Below are 15,038 nucleotides of genomic sequence, written 5' to 3'. Positions count from 1 at the left end.
TGCTCCATCAACGTGTGAAGCATCGCCTCGGTCACAGCGCGGAGAAAGTCGCCCTCATCATGCTTTTGCAGCAGCTCGATCAGGGGCATGTTGGTGTCGGTCATCGGGGTCTCCCTCGGTCTGTGGTTGAAGTCCGCAAACTCCACCATAATCGACGTCCACGATGGCCACCCCGATTGCACCGTCAGCGCAGCGTGAAAGTCCACCACGTGACAGGACACTACCGTCCGCGAAGGGCCGGGCAGGCAGAAACGCTTATCTGGACGCTCTCGCGGAAGATGGCAAATAGAGCCGGAGGGTGGCTTGCGCCGGGCCCTCCGGCTCCCAACCGCCTATGCGGCGGCTTACTCAACGGACATGGTGTCGTCCGCGTGGTTTCGGAAATGAATTTCCGAGGTTTTTCTCAGCCGTCTATGCGGCGGCTCACGAGGTGGAACCGGAGGGTGGCTTGCGCCGGGCCCTCCGGCCCCCAACCGCCTATGCGGCGGCTTACTCAACGGACATGGTGTCGTCCGCGTGGTTTCGGAAATGAATTTCCGAGGTTTTTCTCAGCCGCCTATGCGGCGGATCACGAGATGGAGCCGGAGGGTGACCTGCCCCGGGCCCTCCGGCCCCGGTAATCCCCCCTCGATCTTGGGGCACCATCCATTTGCAGCGCACGCGTTTGAAGGTCCGCACTGCGAAAGCTGCCCCGCAGCATTTATGGTGATCTTGTGTGGCAGCTCTGGGCCGTCATGTGTGTCCTACCGCGTGAACGGCCGGACGTTTGATCCGGCATTGACAAGTGCCGCTGCGCCTTCGGTGCGAATGATTGCAACCCCTTCCTGAATGTGACCTGATCATCCTTGATCGGATCGTCTCACAACAATGGAAAATCCATCTTCGGTCACAACTTCCAAAGTCCAGGCTTCCCCGCCCTCGAGCTTATATATCCCAACCTATAAAGGGCCGCCCTCCTCCAGCATGCGCTGCGAAGCGCCTGAGCTGATAAGGTTTGGCTCACGTTCCATCGAAATCCCCCGGACAACCTTCCGGAGTGTTGGGTGGCTTTCGGCAGATGCCAATGTCGTTGAGACATCGCCGCACAGCAGCGCAAAGACGCCCTGGCGGCGGCCAGTATGAGCTGACGATAGGTCATTTTTTCTCAACCTTCGCGCTTGCCGACCAAATCTGATGATGCTGACACTCTTTTCGAAATTGCCCAGCAGTTATCCCTCCCGGAGGCGTGGACGCAGTGCATTCACGAGGCGGTTTGCTGTTTCTGTCAGCCATTCGATCTGTGCATCCTCGCTCGGCAAGGCCGTGAGAGGCTCATCGACGGCAATCGTGGGCTTCGCAGGATCATCCAGTGTGTGGAAGCGCAGCCCTGGCAGGCTTATTTCCTGCCGGATGGCCTCACCCTCCTCACGGAGGAGATCTGCTACCGCATCAACATGCTTTTTAGGAATGAACAGGCCGGTCATGCGATCGTTCCGATACGCGGTCATCCAAACATCGCCAGGGAGCGGAATCCGTATCCAGTTGTTGCCTCCATGCCGCGGGCTGGGTTGCTCCGGATGATCGAAGTCTACCTCGTCGATGAAACGTTGCCAGAAGGCTCGATTCTGCGCCCTTCGGTCGGCGCTGCCCGGATCGGTGACGGTTTCCACCTCAACATCGCTTTCGCGATTGTCGACCTCCAGGGGTATGCCATCCGACGTCACCAGAATGCGTTGGCGGTGCACTTCCGTTCGAAACGGGATGCTTGGGACGACGAGTTGCGTTCCAGCGCCGTCTTCCCAGATTTGGAACTCTACGAGGGCTAACCGCGCCCCGTGATGGCTGAGATGATCCGCGATGACCGACATGTCTTCGCGAATCCCATCGCCGGCGACAATGAGATCGAAATCGCCTGTCCGGAGGTTTTCAGCCACACGATCCGCGAATGCTGCTTCCCCCAGGTCGCTCTCAGATCTAACACGCTCGTAGATCGGGTTTTGGCCTTCAAAGCCGTGTCGAGCCTTAAGCTGTGCCGTCAAGTCGGCGTAACTGCATCGCCGGAGAAGTGCGGCATATTCCAGGATTTGCGCGACCACTTCGCGACGCGCCTGCGGGTTCCGCCATAATTTGCATTCGATCAGGACCAAACGTCCCCGCGGCGTGACTCCGAGAATGTCGAGGTATACGCGGCCACCAGCCTTTGACAGCGCGAGCTCTCGAACCAGCGGTATCATTGCCCCTGCCCCTGGGTCTAACGCATCGAGCGGGACGAGATCAGGCTGTTCGAAGAGGAGGGCTTGAAGCCATGTTTCGGCGTGTCCGGAAGACAATTCCGAACGTTCGAGAAGTAGCTTCGGGCGATTGGCGCTGTCCAGTAGTGCAGATTTCATTCTTCTATCGGCTTGTTTCTTCGAAGTTTCTTAACACTCGCCACTATGGCTGCGCTCCTGCTAATTGTCATCCGCCCGAACCGGCCTATTCCACAGAATGTCGGCTCTGGACCCTCAAGTGTCACACGTCATGGCCGCTCCGGAGAGCTCTTATCAAGAAGAGCTGCGCTTTGTCGGGCGTATCTTCGGCGGTCGGCGGTCGGCTGTCGGCGGAGGCCGGATGGCGACCACCCAGATAGTATGGCGACGTCCTTGCGCACATTTGGTTCGGCCGGGGCGCTGGCCGATTTGGAAGCCGAATATTTGATCCGACTGGACTAAGGGATGGCGCGGCTGTCCTTCTCGCAGGGCTTACTGACGGACGGGACTCTTTCCTGCTGGACTTCTATGTCGGGCTGACTGTCGAGGGAGCGTTCCTCAGCGAAAAATCGGCGCCGCGTTCGAACCCGATCTCTGCTCGGATCGATGGTTCACCAAACCATCAAATTTCTGTGGAGCTTGCCCCCCACAGCAACGAGCCAGAAAGGAGACGGCTTTACCCCAACGGGCTCGACTATGGCTACTGAAGGTTCCAGTTCTTTCGACGCTGGCCTTAATTGTCTACCCGGTATCACGGTTGCAGGCGACTGTGGCGGCATTGCTATGGTCTTGCGCGCAAGCCCAATTACCACTTGGCCAGCCTACGCCTTCGGCGTGGCCGTTACCGTTTCGCCGGTCCCGTTAGCGGTCATGATGGGACCGTCTCTGAGGTAGGCGTATCACAACGGGCGTGTTCCCCAGGCTCCCGCGGATTCTCGCGACCAACTGCGGTGCCGCCTGCATGTGTAAAATACATGATGACGGAAATCACGAAGTTTAATGTTTGACATCCTTAAGCTACGGGCTTATACGTGCTATCGTTGCATACACAATAATGGGTTTGCCATGAAAAAGATCTTCAGGAATTACGAAGCACTGTGCCGCGCAGAAGGCTTTCCACTTCGCACGATCGAAGTTTCTCGCCGCCACTGTCGGCTTTGGTTCGACGCAGGATTTGTCATTGCCGCAGCGACCCCGTCTGATCGCCGCAACATTCAAAACGTCAAAAGCGCCATCCGTCGCCTGCACCGTTGATCTTGGAGGAAAAAATGACTGATTTATCGACCGCCGAAGAACGCCGTGAAGCCTGTATCGAAATGCAGTTTCAATATGGGGACAATCATCACTACTGGGATTACGCGCAGTGGATCGCCGAGATGTTGATCCAGGCTCTCGAACATGTCGAAGGGCTTGTAGGAGAAGAGGCCGCCGCAGCGCCATTGCGGCAGCTTGTGCAACCGGTCGCGGATCAGGGTTATCCGAATGCGAAGACCTGGCGTGACGTGGTTGACGACGTCTTTGCGGCCGGCACGGTCTGGCCTATCTCGGAGCGTCTGCAGGATGCGCTGCTCTACGGAATGTATGGTGTCACCCCCGAGAAGATCCCGGTCGAGACCCGCGCAGAATGGATCACTGGACTTGTGCAGGAAGTAGAAGCCTTTGCCGCCCGATCGGATGTGCGCGCGATGGATGCTGATGGCAACGCGATCGTGAGGATCGCGAACCTGGCATCTTCACGCCACGCGCTCGACACCGGTCGCGGCGAAGTAGATGTCCACTCCATGTCGGTCTTAGCGTCAATCTCCGAAGGACGCGTCCGCAACCTGCTTTCCGGATCGGAGGGCACTCTCGAACGTGGCCCGAAAGGTGGCGTCGTCGCGATGAGCGCATTGACATGGCTTCAGAAAAGAAAGGGCTTCCTGAGCTCGATCTGGGCCGAGGAAGAGCAGGTCGTGGATCGCGGCGAACCGAATACTCCGGTGGACCCGAACCGGGTGATTTTTGTGCCGGTGGCGCGAGACGGTTCAATCTTTCATCGCGGCCTTATCCGAAACGGCAAGTTTCAGGTAGGCGCGAAGGGTGAAGAGCAGGATTTCAGCTCCTTCACCGAGGCGCTGTCAGCCCTCAATACCATGCCGGTGCCGCGTTGGCGCCGCCCCAACGAAAAGGGCCATTGGGGCATCGTGAGCGGCGTAGCCTGGCAGCGCGTCGAGCAGCAGCACTAAAGGACTCATTCATGAATTCAGGACGCAGCGTTGTGCATTCTCCAGACACTATTCTCGCCCGCCTTCTTGAGGCCAGGCCCGAACGAACGTTCCACGCCCCACAGGACAGTCGCGGGATCTATGGCCTCGTGGATCACAACGGTGACCTACGTTATATTGGTTCGACGGCTTCCACATCGCAGACATTCTACGAGCGGATCCATCGGCGCCATCGCACCGGATCAGAAGACAGCAGCCATTATTTCTCCCGTATGTATAACGCTGGGCGGATGTGGCGGATGCGCAATGATCCATTGACACGTTCTGATGGCCTCATTGCAAAGGCGCTCCGAAACGCATTCATCGCCGAGTATTGCAGAGCAATGTGGGTGCCTTTGCCCGATGACGTCGACATCGTAGGGCTCGAACAGAACGTAATCGCGCTCGCGCCTTCGGACGCTGTCGCATGGAACCGCCGCGCCACCGATGTATATTCGGAGCCCGAGGACTTGGTAGAAAAGATCATCGCCCGGCTCGGCTATGGGGCTTCGGAGCTGGCTGCCCTCGAGCGCCAGAAACAACGCTACAATGCGGCTTCATCCGGCGCCGTTGCACCTGTTCTGCACAAAACGCAGCGCAGGGGTAGTGTGCCATCTTTTCCAGAAGGCCCGTTTCGCTTTTTCGCCCTTGACGTCGAGACGGCAAACCATGACCGGGCGAGCATATGCCAGATTGGTATCGCTTGCGTGCGCCCCGACAATTCGATCGAAACCTGGAAGACATATGTCGATCCTGAAGTGGATCATTGGGCTTTCACTTATCTGCACAATATCAGCGCGACGACAGTGCGAGGCGCGCCCCGCTTTCACGAGGTTCTGCCGATACTCGAAAAGGCACTGAGCGGCCAGATCGTCTACCAGCATTCTGGTTTTGACCGTAGCGCAATAAGGGCCGCCAGCCGTGCCCGTGGCATCCCCGAACCCTCGTGGGACTGGCGGGACAGCGTTCAGGTAGCACGTAGAGCTTGGCCGGAACTGAAAGGCAACGGCGGCCACGGACTTGCCTCTCTGAAGAACCACCTGCGACTGACGTTTGAACATCATGATGCCGGTGAGGATGCCAGAGCAGCTGCAGAGGTCGTCCTTCATGCTGAGAATGGACGTCGGCGATCCGTTAAAACCTTGCGAGCCGAAAAGGACTCATTCGAAGTCTTCGAAACCTTAGAACCAGTCTTAGTGCAATCCGAGAGACCCGCTATCCAGAGTTCGCTTGACGGTTCCGGAGATGTAATCGGCAAAGCAAAGCTCACAGAGGGTAACATCAAGAACAACCACATATATCTGCGAGACTTCTTTAACGCCTTTCCGGCAGATGTCGTGGGCGGCTCGAATATGGAGACAGCGGCCCGAAAAACCATCTCTGTCGAGTGGGGAGGAGGCAGCGTCGCCATTACCGACTTGGATGGAAAAAAGAAGATCTTCAGGAAGCGAGGATGGATTCGTGAATTTTTTGCTCGGACAGGTGCCAATGCTGGCGACACGGTTTTGGTCGAGACCGTGGGACCCTATAGCTACAAAGTTACTGTGCAGCGTGCTTGACGGTGGACCCGTCCGGGAAGGAACCCGCGGGCATCACAAGTTCCTTCCCGGACGGCCACGGCTTCGTTTACCCCCCGCAGGCTGAGGGCCATAACGCTGGCAGGCGCTGCCGTTCGCCGCCTGCCAGCCGACCACGCAATCGATCGGCAGATAACACCTCTCGGCTACCTCAAGCTTCAACTGTGGGCGGGCTTCAGGAGCATGTAGCGCCCACACCGCACAAGCTGTTCCGAGAGGCGCTCATCGTCAGCGACCAGACAACACACCCTTGGGGCCCCCGGATCGCTGGTTGACGATCACCCCGGCAACATCCGCGTCACCCGACGGGCCGAGGCACCGTGGCTTAATCCACCAGAAGAGCTGTGGCCCGCGTGGGCCCGGACCGTCGCAAGAGAAAATATGCGTGAGTTTGATAAACCCGTTTCTCAAATTTGAAGAGGGTCCGACCTCCCTCCTACCCAAACGGGCAAACCATATAAGGAACGGAAAACATGACAAACTACACCATCCAAGAGAACTTCCATTCAGCCGAACTCAAAGAGGGCCCGCGTGACCCAGATGCCCACTCGGTGCTGAACGCGCCGAACGACGATGCCTGCGCGTGCCGCAAGGTTCTGCTTGGCTTGCAAGAGCCAGAGGAAGCGGTGCGGAGGCTTTCGACCAGCGAAGCCATCACGATCGCCCTCGCCTTTGGTCGCGACGACCTTCTGCCGGGTTCACACCGCGACTTTCGCTCGGCTTGGCGCCGGCTGGACAACCGCCAACGACGGTTGGTGGATGCTGTAGCCCGAGCAAAGTGGGCCACGAACTTCGAAAGCCCGGCTTGTGGCGGGTAAGGCCGTCGGACCTGAATGGCAGCGAGATAGAAGATCTCCGCGTTAAGCGTGAAACTCGTTCCCTACTTTACCTTGAGGCGATGAAGATCGAGCGCCGAAAGCGCGCGCAGGATCTTCATTGCCTCAAGGCTCGTGAACCGGCACGTCTCGCAGCCAGACCGCATCAAAGCCAAGGTTCTCGGCCAGCCCCACGCCCTTGGCGGGGTTTGAGGTGTCTGGCACACCAAAGGGGGTGGCCCTCGTTACGGGCGCGGTGTTGCCCAGCTCCAGGCCAGACACGATCCAAGGGCAATTCAATGCCAAGGTTCATACGGTCTTTGCAAATCAGGTTCAGGGCAGACATGATACGAAGCTCCAGTGCATTGGTTTGCCAGCCCGGAGTATCTGGATCGCACCGGCTGGCCAGAGACGCCGGCCGACCTTGTCCACCTGGAGCGGGTGCGGTTCGCCACCTCCGAGCACATCAACACCCTGCCCTTTTCGACCTTTCCTCCTCAGTGCTCGTGCCGTCATCCTTGACCGCAGGCACCGACGAGGCGGTGCATCGATTGGTGCTGAACGGTCTGGGGATTGCACGGGTTTCCGACGACATAATCGACAGAGACCTTGCCTCAGGCCGTCTGGTCGAGCTTTTCTCTGGTCAGCTCGATGCCGACTTGCTGGACATCACCGCGCTTTACCTCACCCGCGTCTCAGGGCTGCGCCGGTTCGGTTGGGGTCCATTACCACAGGCTGAATGATACCCGCGCGCTTTCAACAATCACAACGCTGACGAGATGAGCAAGAGTGACCTAACTAAGAAGCTCACCGTCGGCCCAACATAGACGAATTGTTTCACCGATGCCCGCTTACTGGAAAGCTGCGCCGCGGCGGCGCGCTCCTTTGCGAACGGCTGGCTCGGGCCGCCCATGCTCTTTCGCCTGAGCGCAGGGAGGGCGGTTTCTGGAAATTTGCCGCAGGCGCTAACCTACTTTGGACCCATGCAGACATACCGCCGGACTCGCCCCGAGGCTCCGGAATGATCGACGCTGGGGGGCTTGAGAGAACAGTTTCGATCGCTTGGAGGTCCCGGTTCTTGGCCCGGCCCACGTCGACATGGTGGCGCCCCAACCGTTCAACCTCGACGCAGGTATGGCAGGCCAGCCAGTTCTCTTCCTTCGGCAGGCCACCCGAACTCGCTCGCCACAAGGCCCCGCGAATCAAAGGATAAAATCTTCATAAATTTCAGATACTTGTGTGAATTTCCTTGGAAATCTGCACGTTCGTGCTTCGGTTCTGAAACTTTCGGCCAATGTCTTTCTTGCCAATGCCGGTGTGTCGGAAGCTCGTTGCAGACGCTCGAGCTCATCCAACACCCAGCACGCAGTCGAACGGCTTCTTCCCCCATTGGAAGCTGCGGCTCTTGTCCCCGAGGCACTCCGCCGAGGGCTATATCTATGGAGACAAGATGTTCGATATTCCCACCAGGCCCACGTGCCTTCACCACTACGTCGAAAAACACGCGGAGGCGCTCCAGAACGCCGCCCTCCTGCTGGGCGGCCGGCCCGCGCTCAAGCAAGTTCAGTCTCTGTTCGAGACGCTCAGGACCGAACACTCGCTGCACGGTCGCGCAGGCCGCGACGTATCTGCACTTCATGACCTGCTCTCTCTGGCTCATGTGCATGATCCGTCCCGCCCCGAAGCTGCGTATTTTGCGGCGCTCGACCCCGCCTCACCCCACGTCGAGGAAATCTGCCTATTGGCGGATGAACTTCGGGAGGCCTTCGAAGAGGCCTGCGCGGGTCAATCGCCCCGTGGCAATCACGAGGAGGGCCACAAATGAACGAGGAACCCAAAATGGAAGACCCACTGACCTCGCGGATCGAGGGTGCCCTCGACACCGCAAACGCAACACTGGACGCGATCTCCCGGGCTGAGGAAACGGCGGCGTTCGAAGGGGCGCTCCGGGCAGACGTGTTGGCTCTGAAAGACAAGATCGAGGGGCTCACCATCTTCAAAGACGACGAACATTTCGCTGTCAAAGAACTGGCTGACCGCCTCGAGCCGGTCATCCTGGCTGCGACGACCGTTCATTACATCCCCGCCGAGGAATGGGACATCAACCCACCGAGCGAAGAGAAAGTCGTTGATCGCTACGGCCTCGCGGCAATCGAGCTTCGTAGCCGTCTGCGCGACCTCGCCTCTCGCCTGGCCGCAATCCAGAACCTGCTGGAAGCGGAACGGATTGCCATCAAGCTGCGTGGCAGAGAGGTCTGAACTTTCTCCGCGCCGCGTGAAGTCGTGGCGCGGGCCGTCCTCGGCGGCCCAGGAAGGCAGCCGAGAGCCGGCAAGACAGCCTGTCACAAAAAGCTTGCTGGAGATGTCACGGACGTGACACAAATGCAGTCACACGCGGAGTCATGCCGCGGTCGAAGGCGTTTTTTCGTTTGTATTCTGAAGGTTGAAGCCTGTTTCTTGGGCCCCTACCGCCGGAGCCATAACTTCCGCAAAGCGCTGAAGTCAAAGCAGAAACCCCCAGGTCCTCGGCAGAGGCCCGGGGGTTTTGCGTTTCGGTGGGCAGGTCCTTTGGCACCATTCGCCTCTCCCACCCGGAGATTGCTGCATTCGCAGACCCAACGCACCCAAGGTCCCCACCCCAATGGAACAAACCCCGCCGGCGTTCGTAGGTCAGGGGTGACAAGAAGCCTTCGACGACCAGGTTGTTCGGCTCTCCGATTGAAACGCAGACAGAAAGGAACGCCGAAGAATGAAGATTCTCATGGTTCTCACCTCCCACGATCAGCTGGGCGACACCGGCAAGAAGACGGGCTTCTGGCTCGAGGAATTCGCCGCGCCGTATTACGTCTTCAAGGATGCCGGCGCCGAGGTGACGCTGGCCTCGCACAAGGGTGGGCAGCCGCCGCTGGATCCGTCGAGCAATACCGACGACACCCAGACCGAGGCCACCAAGCGCTTCAAGCAGGACGAGGCGGCGCAGAAGCAGCTGGCGGAGACCGACGTGCTGTCGAGCGTCTCACCCGAGGGGTTCGACGCGGTGTTCTATCCCGGCGGTCACGGGCCGCTGTGGGACCTGGCCGAGGATGCCGACAGCCGGGCGCTGATCGAGGCCTTTGCCTCCAGCGACCGGCCGGTGGGTGCGGTCTGCCATGCGCCGGCGGTGTTCCGGCACACCAAGGGGCAGGACGGCAAGCCGCTGGTCTCGGGCAAGACGGTGACCGGGTTCACCAATACCGAGGAAGAGGCCGTCGGGCTGACCGATATCGTGCCGTTTCTGGTCGAGGACATGCTCAAGGCCAATGGCGGCGACTATCGCAAGGGCGACGACTGGGCCTCTTTCGTGGTCAAGGACGGCAAGCTGGTGACCGGTCAGAACCCCGCCTCTTCGGAAGAGGCCGCGCGGGAGTTGCTGAAGCTGCTCTGACGAGGGCCTGCGCCGGATGGCGTGACGCGCAGGTGGCGGCTTGGTCGCGGCCTGCTCGGTTGTATGAGCAAAGGCTCACTCCGGATGGATGTCGCGCGGGGTGCAGCCGGCCTCCAGCACCACGGCCAGCCAGTTCACCTCCAGCGACAGCCCCTGCTCTGCCAGCCAGTCATGCTGCAGCCGGTGCGCGGGCAGTTCCTGCGCGGCGGGGCAATACCAGTGATGCGGGGCCTGCCGGTGATGCACGAGTTCGTGCAGCAGCACGCTGACGTCCCGGGCCTTTCGCGGACTCCAGGGGCGAACCAGCAGGACCTCTGACCTCTCCGGATCATAGAGCCCCCGCAGACGGCCCCGGTGCGAACTGGCGGCGACGCCTTGGCGCGCGGCGGCCTGCCACTGGCTGGCAAGGCGGATGGTTGGCGGCGTCGCCCGGCGCGGCCAACCGGCGTGGAGATCGAGCCAATCTTCGAGGGAAGCCACAAGCGCCGGCAGGCTGTCGGCCTCTTGCCAGGCTGGAACTGCACCGGGCTCGGCGCGCAGATCGACAGAGGACACAGCGACTAGAGCCGTGGCCAGCGCCACGGCAGCGAGGGAGCGGAACATGGGACACTCCAATGTCTGATTTTGAGATTTGAGGCTCTGATGATACGATCTTTCCCCAAGGGAACCGAATGATCGCTTTTCAGGCTCGCATGAGCCGGATTCAGGCAGCAGATGGGACGCAGACTTCCGCCTTTCGCCGCCGTGCGCGCCTTTGAGGCCACCGCACGGCATCTGTCGGTCAAGTCGGCCGCGGAGGAACTGTGCCTGACACCCTCTGCCATCAGCCATCAGATCAAGGCGCTCGAGGCGTTCCTCGACACCCGGCTTTTCGAACGCTCGGGCAACCGGATCGCGCTGACCCTGACGGGCGAGACCTATGCCGGCAAGCTGACCTATCTGCTGGATGCCATTCTCGGAGAGACCGAGGCGGTGCGCGAAGCGCCGCAGGTGCTGCGTGTCCTGTCCACGCCGGGCTTTGCGGCGCGCTGGCTGGTGCCGCGGCTGCCGAGGCTGGGGTTTGCCCGCGACATAAGGCTCAGGGTCTCGAACGGCGCGCCCTCGCTCGATTTTGCCAGCAACGATGCGGATGTGGTGATCCAGTGGTCAGACCGACGTTCGCCGGGTCTGCGGGTCGAGCCGCTGATGGCCTCGACGCGCTATCCGGTGATCTCGCCGCGCTTGTGCCGGCAGGAAAACGTCAGGCGGCCGGAGGACCTGCTGCGGCTGACGCTGTTCTATGACGAGACCGACGATGCCTGGCCCGAGTGGTTCGCCGAGGCGGGGCTGGACGGGGCGCGGCTACCGCCGGGACCGACCTATCCCAATTGCGAGCTGTCGACTACGATGGTCGAGCAGCATCAGGGCGTCTCGCTGGCCTATGACGCCGTGGTGCGCGGCACGCTGGCCTCGGGCCGGTTGATGCGCCTGTTCGACGTGACGACGCAGCCGATGTCGATCTATGCCATCGCCTGCCTGGAGGGCCGCGCCGGCGAGCCGCGGATCGCCACCTTCCGGCGCTGGCTGCATACCGAAGCCGAGGCCGATGGCGTGGTGCCGGAGGATCTGCAACAGGCCGCGGAGTGAAGGTTGTTTTCAGGTCCGGCGCAGGCGCGCGGCCGCCCTGCCCCCCTTGGACCCTGAATGACCAAGGGCGCCGCAAGCGGCGCCCTTGGGATGGTTCAGAGATTGCCGGCGTTCATCTCGCTGGCGATGTGGTCGGCCTGTCGGATCGCCAGGGCCACGATGGTCAGCGTAGGGTTCTCTGCCGCGCCGGTGGTGAACTGCGACCCGTCAGAGATGAACAGGTTGGCAATGTCGTGGGTCTGGCCCCACTTGTTGCAGACGCCATCCTCGGGGTTTTCCGACATGCGGTTGGTGCCCAGGTTGTGAGTCGAGGGATAGGGCGGCGTCGGGAAGGTGCGGGTGGCGCCCACCGCCTCGTAGATCGCCTGGCCCTGGGCATAGGCATGGTTGCGCATGGCGATGTCGTTGGGGTGGTTGTCGAAGTGCACGTTGGCCACCGGCAGACCGTACTGGTCCTTGACCTCCGTGTTCAGCGTCACCCGGTTGTCAGACTGCGGCATGTCCTCGCCGACGATCCACATCCCGGCCATGTTCTCGTAGCTGTCCAGCGCCGAGGTGAACTCGCGCCCCCAGGCGCCGGGATCGAGGAAGGCCGCCATGAAGGGCAGACCCAGCGACAGGGTCTCCAGCTCGTAGCCGCCGACGAATCCGCGCGAGGGATCGTGCCGGGCCTCGTCCTGGACGATGCCGGCCATGGTGGTGCCGCGCCACATCTTCACCGGCTTGTCGAACACCCCGTAGACCGACCCGGTCATGTGCCGCATGTAGTTGCGCCCCACCTGGTCCGACGAGTTCGCCAGCCCGTTGGGGAACATCTCCGAGGCCGAGTTCAGCAGGAGCCGCGGGCTCTCGAAGGAGTTGCCGGCGAGGCAGACGATGCGCGCCTTCTGCATCTGCAGATTGCCGTCCTCGTCGAAATACTCGACGCCGGTGACCTTGCCGCTGTCATCATGCAGGATGCGCGCGACGTGGCTGTGCGGCCGGACCTCGAGGTTGCCGGTGGCCTCGCCCTCGGGGATGTCGTGATAGCCTGCCGACCATTTGGCCCCCCATTTGCAGCCCTGAAAGCAGAAGCCGGTCTGCTGGCAGGTGATCCTGTCACTGTTCTCGCTGGTGGCGATGGCCATGCGCCCGGTGTGCACCTTCTCATAGCCCAGCGCCTTGGCGCCCTTCTCGAACACCAGGTAGTTGTTGCTGCCCGGCAGGCCGGGACGGTCGCCGGTCCGGGTCACCTGCAGCTTGTCTTCGGCCTTGGCATACCACGGCGCCATCTCGGCGGCGTCGATCGGCCAGTCGAGCAGGCTTGCGCCCTCGACATCGCCATAGGTGGTCTTGGCCTTCCACTCGTGCTCCTGGAACCGCAGGCTGGCGCCTGCCCAGTGCTGGGTGGTGCCGCCCACAGATTTCACGATCCAGGCCGGCAGGCCCGAGAAATCCTTGGCCACCCGCCAGTCGCCGGACGTGGTGCGCGGGTCGAGCCAAGCCAGCTGGCCGAAGCTTTCCCATTCGTCGTTGATGAAATCCTCGGGGAAATGTCGCCCGCCGGCTTCCAGAGCCACAACCGAGACGCCCTTCTGCGCCAGTTCCTTGGCCAGGACGCCGCCGCCGGCCCCCGTGCCGATCACGACGACAACGCTGTCGTCGGAAAGATCAAATGGAGCTGTCATCTGTGATCTCCTCCTTACAGCCAGTTGATGTCGTTGAAGCCGCGGTCGATGTAACCACCTTCGGAAAAGCTCTCGCCCTCGTAGCCAAAGATCGGCCAGACCGCTTTCTGGTTGTAGAGACCGGTCACCAGCCCGCCGCGGATCTGCTGGAAAAAGGCGTCGTCTTCCATGCCGCGCAGGATGTCGACGCGGTCACGCTCCCACCCGGCGGCCAGATAGCTGTCGTGGCCGGCGGCCTGCGCCGCGGCATTCAGCTTGGCAATCCCGGCCTCGATGCCTTCGGCGGCCTCGGCGGTGTCATATCCCTTGACGGCGATGACGTAGTATTCGTCACCCACCTGGTCGTGCGGATAGATGTCGCGCGCCATCTGCACCAGTGTCGCCATGGTCTCGGGCTTGAGCGCCACGGTCTCCTTGGCCCAGGCGCCATTTGGTGCGGCCAGGAAACCGGCCCCCACCACAAAGGACGCCCCGGCCGCGGTTGCCCGCGACAGCAATTGGCGTCTGGTCAGCCCCTTGGGGCCTGTCATCTTCGACATCGACTCTCCTCCCGTCATCGTGTCTCCTCCCATTCCTTTCACTTGAAGCGGCCGCCTCGCTCGAGCACCTCGACTTGGTACCCATCCGGATCGGCCACGAAAAAGAACCGCGCGACGACCTTGCCGGCGGGTGCGAATTCCACGAGTTTTCGGGGGGCCAGGCCCTCGGCCTCGAAGCGGGCATGTTCGGCATCGAGATCCGCGACCGAGACCGCGAGGTGGCCGTAGCCGGTGCCCAGGTCATAGGCCTCGGTGGTGCCCTTGTTGATGGTCAGTTCAAGCTCGAAGTCGGACTCGTCATTGCTGAGATAGACCAGCGTGAAGTCCGGAAAATCCAGTCGATCCGCGACCTTGAGCCCGAAGGCCGTGTCGTAGAAGGCGAGAGAGCGTTCCTCGTCCAGAACGCGGATCATCGAGTGTATTGCCTTGGCCAATTTTCGTTTCCCTACATCTGACGTGATGGGGAAAGCCTAGGCCGGACCTATCGGGCCCGGGTAGTATGCTCATACTACCAACGAGATTTTGCAGGATGCAGACTGCCCGCAGCTATTCGGCAGCGATCGGAAGCGCCGCACGATCCGAGGACATCTCGATGAATTTCAGGCAGGCACAACGCAAGAGAGACGTGAAATTGCCCGGCTCGCCGCGCTGTTCGAGCACCTCGGAATGCAACGTGGAGAGGAATGTCGGCGTCGACACACCATCGCGATGCGCGATCTCGTCGATCGTCGCCCAAAAGGCGTTTTCCAGCCGGATGCTGGTGCTCTGGCCGTTCAGCCGCAGCCGTCGGGTCGTGCATGCATATCGCTCGGGGTCCTGGCCCGCGAAAACCTGGCACATGTCGGTGTCTCCTCCCTTGCGGCCAACAGGTGCAGCATGAACGAGAAATCTACCCCTGTCTCCGAATTTGGTATACGAA

Annotated in this window: 15 protein-coding genes; 9 read left to right on the top strand and 6 right to left on the bottom strand. The window is 61.0% G+C overall.

Annotated elements, in window-relative coordinates; all coding sequences use genetic code 11:
* Positions 1-1,208: 1,208 nt before the first annotated feature.
* Complete coding sequence (locus ACN0SE_RS08500) at positions 1,209-2,369, bottom strand: hypothetical protein (RefSeq protein WP_417524087.1); 1,161 nt, start codon at positions 2,367-2,369, stop codon at positions 1,209-1,211.
* Between the two features lie 924 nt (positions 2,370-3,293).
* Between ACN0SE_RS08500 and ACN0SE_RS08495 the strand changes: the two genes are divergently transcribed.
* From ACN0SE_RS08495 to ACN0SE_RS08460, 8 genes are all read left to right on the top strand, one after another.
* Positions 3,294-3,482, top strand: coding sequence for a hypothetical protein (locus ACN0SE_RS08495; RefSeq protein WP_417524086.1), 189 nt, complete (start codon positions 3,294-3,296; stop codon positions 3,480-3,482).
* Between the two features lie 14 nt (positions 3,483-3,496).
* The gene (locus ACN0SE_RS08490; protein WP_417524085.1) at positions 3,497-4,453 is read left to right on the top strand and encodes a hypothetical protein; all 957 of its coding nucleotides are present in this window, start codon (positions 3,497-3,499) and stop codon (positions 4,451-4,453) included.
* Between the two features lie 11 nt (positions 4,454-4,464).
* Entirely contained in the window at positions 4,465-6,030 is a 1,566-nt protein-coding gene (locus ACN0SE_RS08485) for a 3'-5' exonuclease (RefSeq protein WP_417524084.1), read from the top strand.
* 491 nt (positions 6,031-6,521) lie between these two features.
* Positions 6,522-6,866, top strand: a complete 345-nt coding sequence (locus ACN0SE_RS08480) for a hypothetical protein (protein ID WP_417524083.1) — start codon at positions 6,522-6,524, stop codon at positions 6,864-6,866.
* Between the two features lie 515 nt (positions 6,867-7,381).
* Entirely contained in the window at positions 7,382-7,606 is a 225-nt protein-coding gene (locus ACN0SE_RS08475; RefSeq protein ID WP_417524082.1) for a hypothetical protein, read from the top strand.
* 707 nt (positions 7,607-8,313) lie between these two features.
* A complete protein-coding gene (locus tag ACN0SE_RS08470) occupies positions 8,314-8,688 on the top strand; it encodes a hypothetical protein (protein WP_417524081.1) in 375 nt (124 codons plus the stop codon).
* A complete protein-coding gene (locus ACN0SE_RS08465) occupies positions 8,685-9,122 on the top strand; it encodes a hypothetical protein (RefSeq protein WP_417524080.1) in 438 nt (145 codons plus the stop codon). The genes ACN0SE_RS08470 and ACN0SE_RS08465 overlap by 4 nt, the downstream gene beginning before the upstream one ends.
* 490 nt (positions 9,123-9,612) lie before the next feature.
* A complete protein-coding gene (locus tag ACN0SE_RS08460; protein WP_417524079.1) occupies positions 9,613-10,287 on the top strand; it encodes a type 1 glutamine amidotransferase domain-containing protein in 675 nt (224 codons plus the stop codon).
* Between the two features lie 75 nt (positions 10,288-10,362).
* Here the strand turns inward: ACN0SE_RS08460 and ACN0SE_RS08455 are convergent, their stop codons facing one another.
* Positions 10,363-10,890 carry a DUF6647 family protein gene (locus ACN0SE_RS08455; RefSeq protein ID WP_417524078.1) on the bottom strand — a complete coding sequence of 176 codons (528 nt, stop codon included), beginning with the start codon at positions 10,888-10,890 and terminating at the stop codon, positions 10,363-10,365.
* A 111-nt stretch (positions 10,891-11,001) separates the two neighbouring features.
* On the opposite strand from ACN0SE_RS08455, the gene ACN0SE_RS08450 reads away from it, so the two are divergent.
* Positions 11,002-11,913 carry a LysR substrate-binding domain-containing protein gene (locus ACN0SE_RS08450; protein ID WP_417524077.1) on the top strand — a complete coding sequence of 304 codons (912 nt, stop codon included), beginning with the start codon at positions 11,002-11,004 and terminating at the stop codon, positions 11,911-11,913.
* Between the two features lie 95 nt (positions 11,914-12,008).
* On the opposite strand, the gene ACN0SE_RS08445 is transcribed toward ACN0SE_RS08450, so the two are convergent.
* From ACN0SE_RS08445 to ACN0SE_RS08430, 4 genes are all read right to left on the bottom strand, one after another.
* Entirely contained in the window at positions 12,009-13,580 is a 1,572-nt protein-coding gene (locus ACN0SE_RS08445) for a GMC family oxidoreductase (protein ID WP_417524076.1), read from the bottom strand.
* A 14-nt stretch (positions 13,581-13,594) separates the two neighbouring features.
* A complete protein-coding gene (locus ACN0SE_RS08440; protein WP_417524075.1) occupies positions 13,595-14,119 on the bottom strand; it encodes a twin-arginine translocation signal domain-containing protein in 525 nt (174 codons plus the stop codon).
* A gap of 38 nt (positions 14,120-14,157) precedes the next feature.
* On the bottom strand, positions 14,158-14,553 hold the full coding sequence (locus tag ACN0SE_RS08435) for a VOC family protein (RefSeq protein WP_417524074.1): 396 nt from the start codon (positions 14,551-14,553) through the stop codon (positions 14,158-14,160).
* Between the two features lie 112 nt (positions 14,554-14,665).
* Positions 14,666-14,959: a ribbon-helix-helix domain-containing protein gene (locus tag ACN0SE_RS08430; protein ID WP_417524073.1), complete on the bottom strand. Its 294-nt coding sequence runs from the start codon at positions 14,957-14,959 to the stop codon at positions 14,666-14,668.
* Between the last annotated feature and the right edge of the window lie 79 nt (positions 14,960-15,038).

The sequence above is a fragment of the Marinovum sp. genome (assembly GCF_048263515.1).
Lineage (GTDB): Bacteria > Pseudomonadota > Alphaproteobacteria > Rhodobacterales > Rhodobacteraceae > Marinovum.
The sequence above is the reverse complement of the archived record's forward strand: the minus strand, read 5'-3'. Positions and strand labels throughout refer to the sequence as shown.

Coding starts and splice junctions, on each gene's coding strand:
- ACN0SE_RS08490 (WP_417524085.1), top strand. CDS start 3,497: ATGACTGATTTATCGACCGCCGAAGAACGCCGTGAAGCCTGTATCGAA.
- ACN0SE_RS08460 (WP_417524079.1), top strand. CDS start 9,613: ATGAAGATTCTCATGGTTCTCACCTCCCACGATCAGCTGGGCGACACC.
- ACN0SE_RS08455 (WP_417524078.1), bottom strand. CDS start 10,890: ATGTTCCGCTCCCTCGCTGCCGTGGCGCTGGCCACGGCTCTAGTCGCT.
- ACN0SE_RS08430 (WP_417524073.1), bottom strand. CDS start 14,959: ATGTGCCAGGTTTTCGCGGGCCAGGACCCCGAGCGATATGCATGCACG.
- ACN0SE_RS08465 (WP_417524080.1), top strand. CDS start 8,685: ATGAACGAGGAACCCAAAATGGAAGACCCACTGACCTCGCGGATCGAG.
- ACN0SE_RS08500 (WP_417524087.1), bottom strand. CDS start 2,369: ATGAAATCTGCACTACTGGACAGCGCCAATCGCCCGAAGCTACTTCTC.
- ACN0SE_RS08480 (WP_417524083.1), top strand. CDS start 6,522: ATGACAAACTACACCATCCAAGAGAACTTCCATTCAGCCGAACTCAAA.
- ACN0SE_RS08440 (WP_417524075.1), bottom strand. CDS start 14,119: ATGTCGAAGATGACAGGCCCCAAGGGGCTGACCAGACGCCAATTGCTG.
- ACN0SE_RS08445 (WP_417524076.1), bottom strand. CDS start 13,580: ATGACAGCTCCATTTGATCTTTCCGACGACAGCGTTGTCGTCGTGATC.
- ACN0SE_RS08470 (WP_417524081.1), top strand. CDS start 8,314: ATGTTCGATATTCCCACCAGGCCCACGTGCCTTCACCACTACGTCGAA.
- ACN0SE_RS08485 (WP_417524084.1), top strand. CDS start 4,465: ATGAATTCAGGACGCAGCGTTGTGCATTCTCCAGACACTATTCTCGCC.
- ACN0SE_RS08450 (WP_417524077.1), top strand. CDS start 11,002: ATGGGACGCAGACTTCCGCCTTTCGCCGCCGTGCGCGCCTTTGAGGCC.
- ACN0SE_RS08495 (WP_417524086.1), top strand. CDS start 3,294: ATGAAAAAGATCTTCAGGAATTACGAAGCACTGTGCCGCGCAGAAGGC.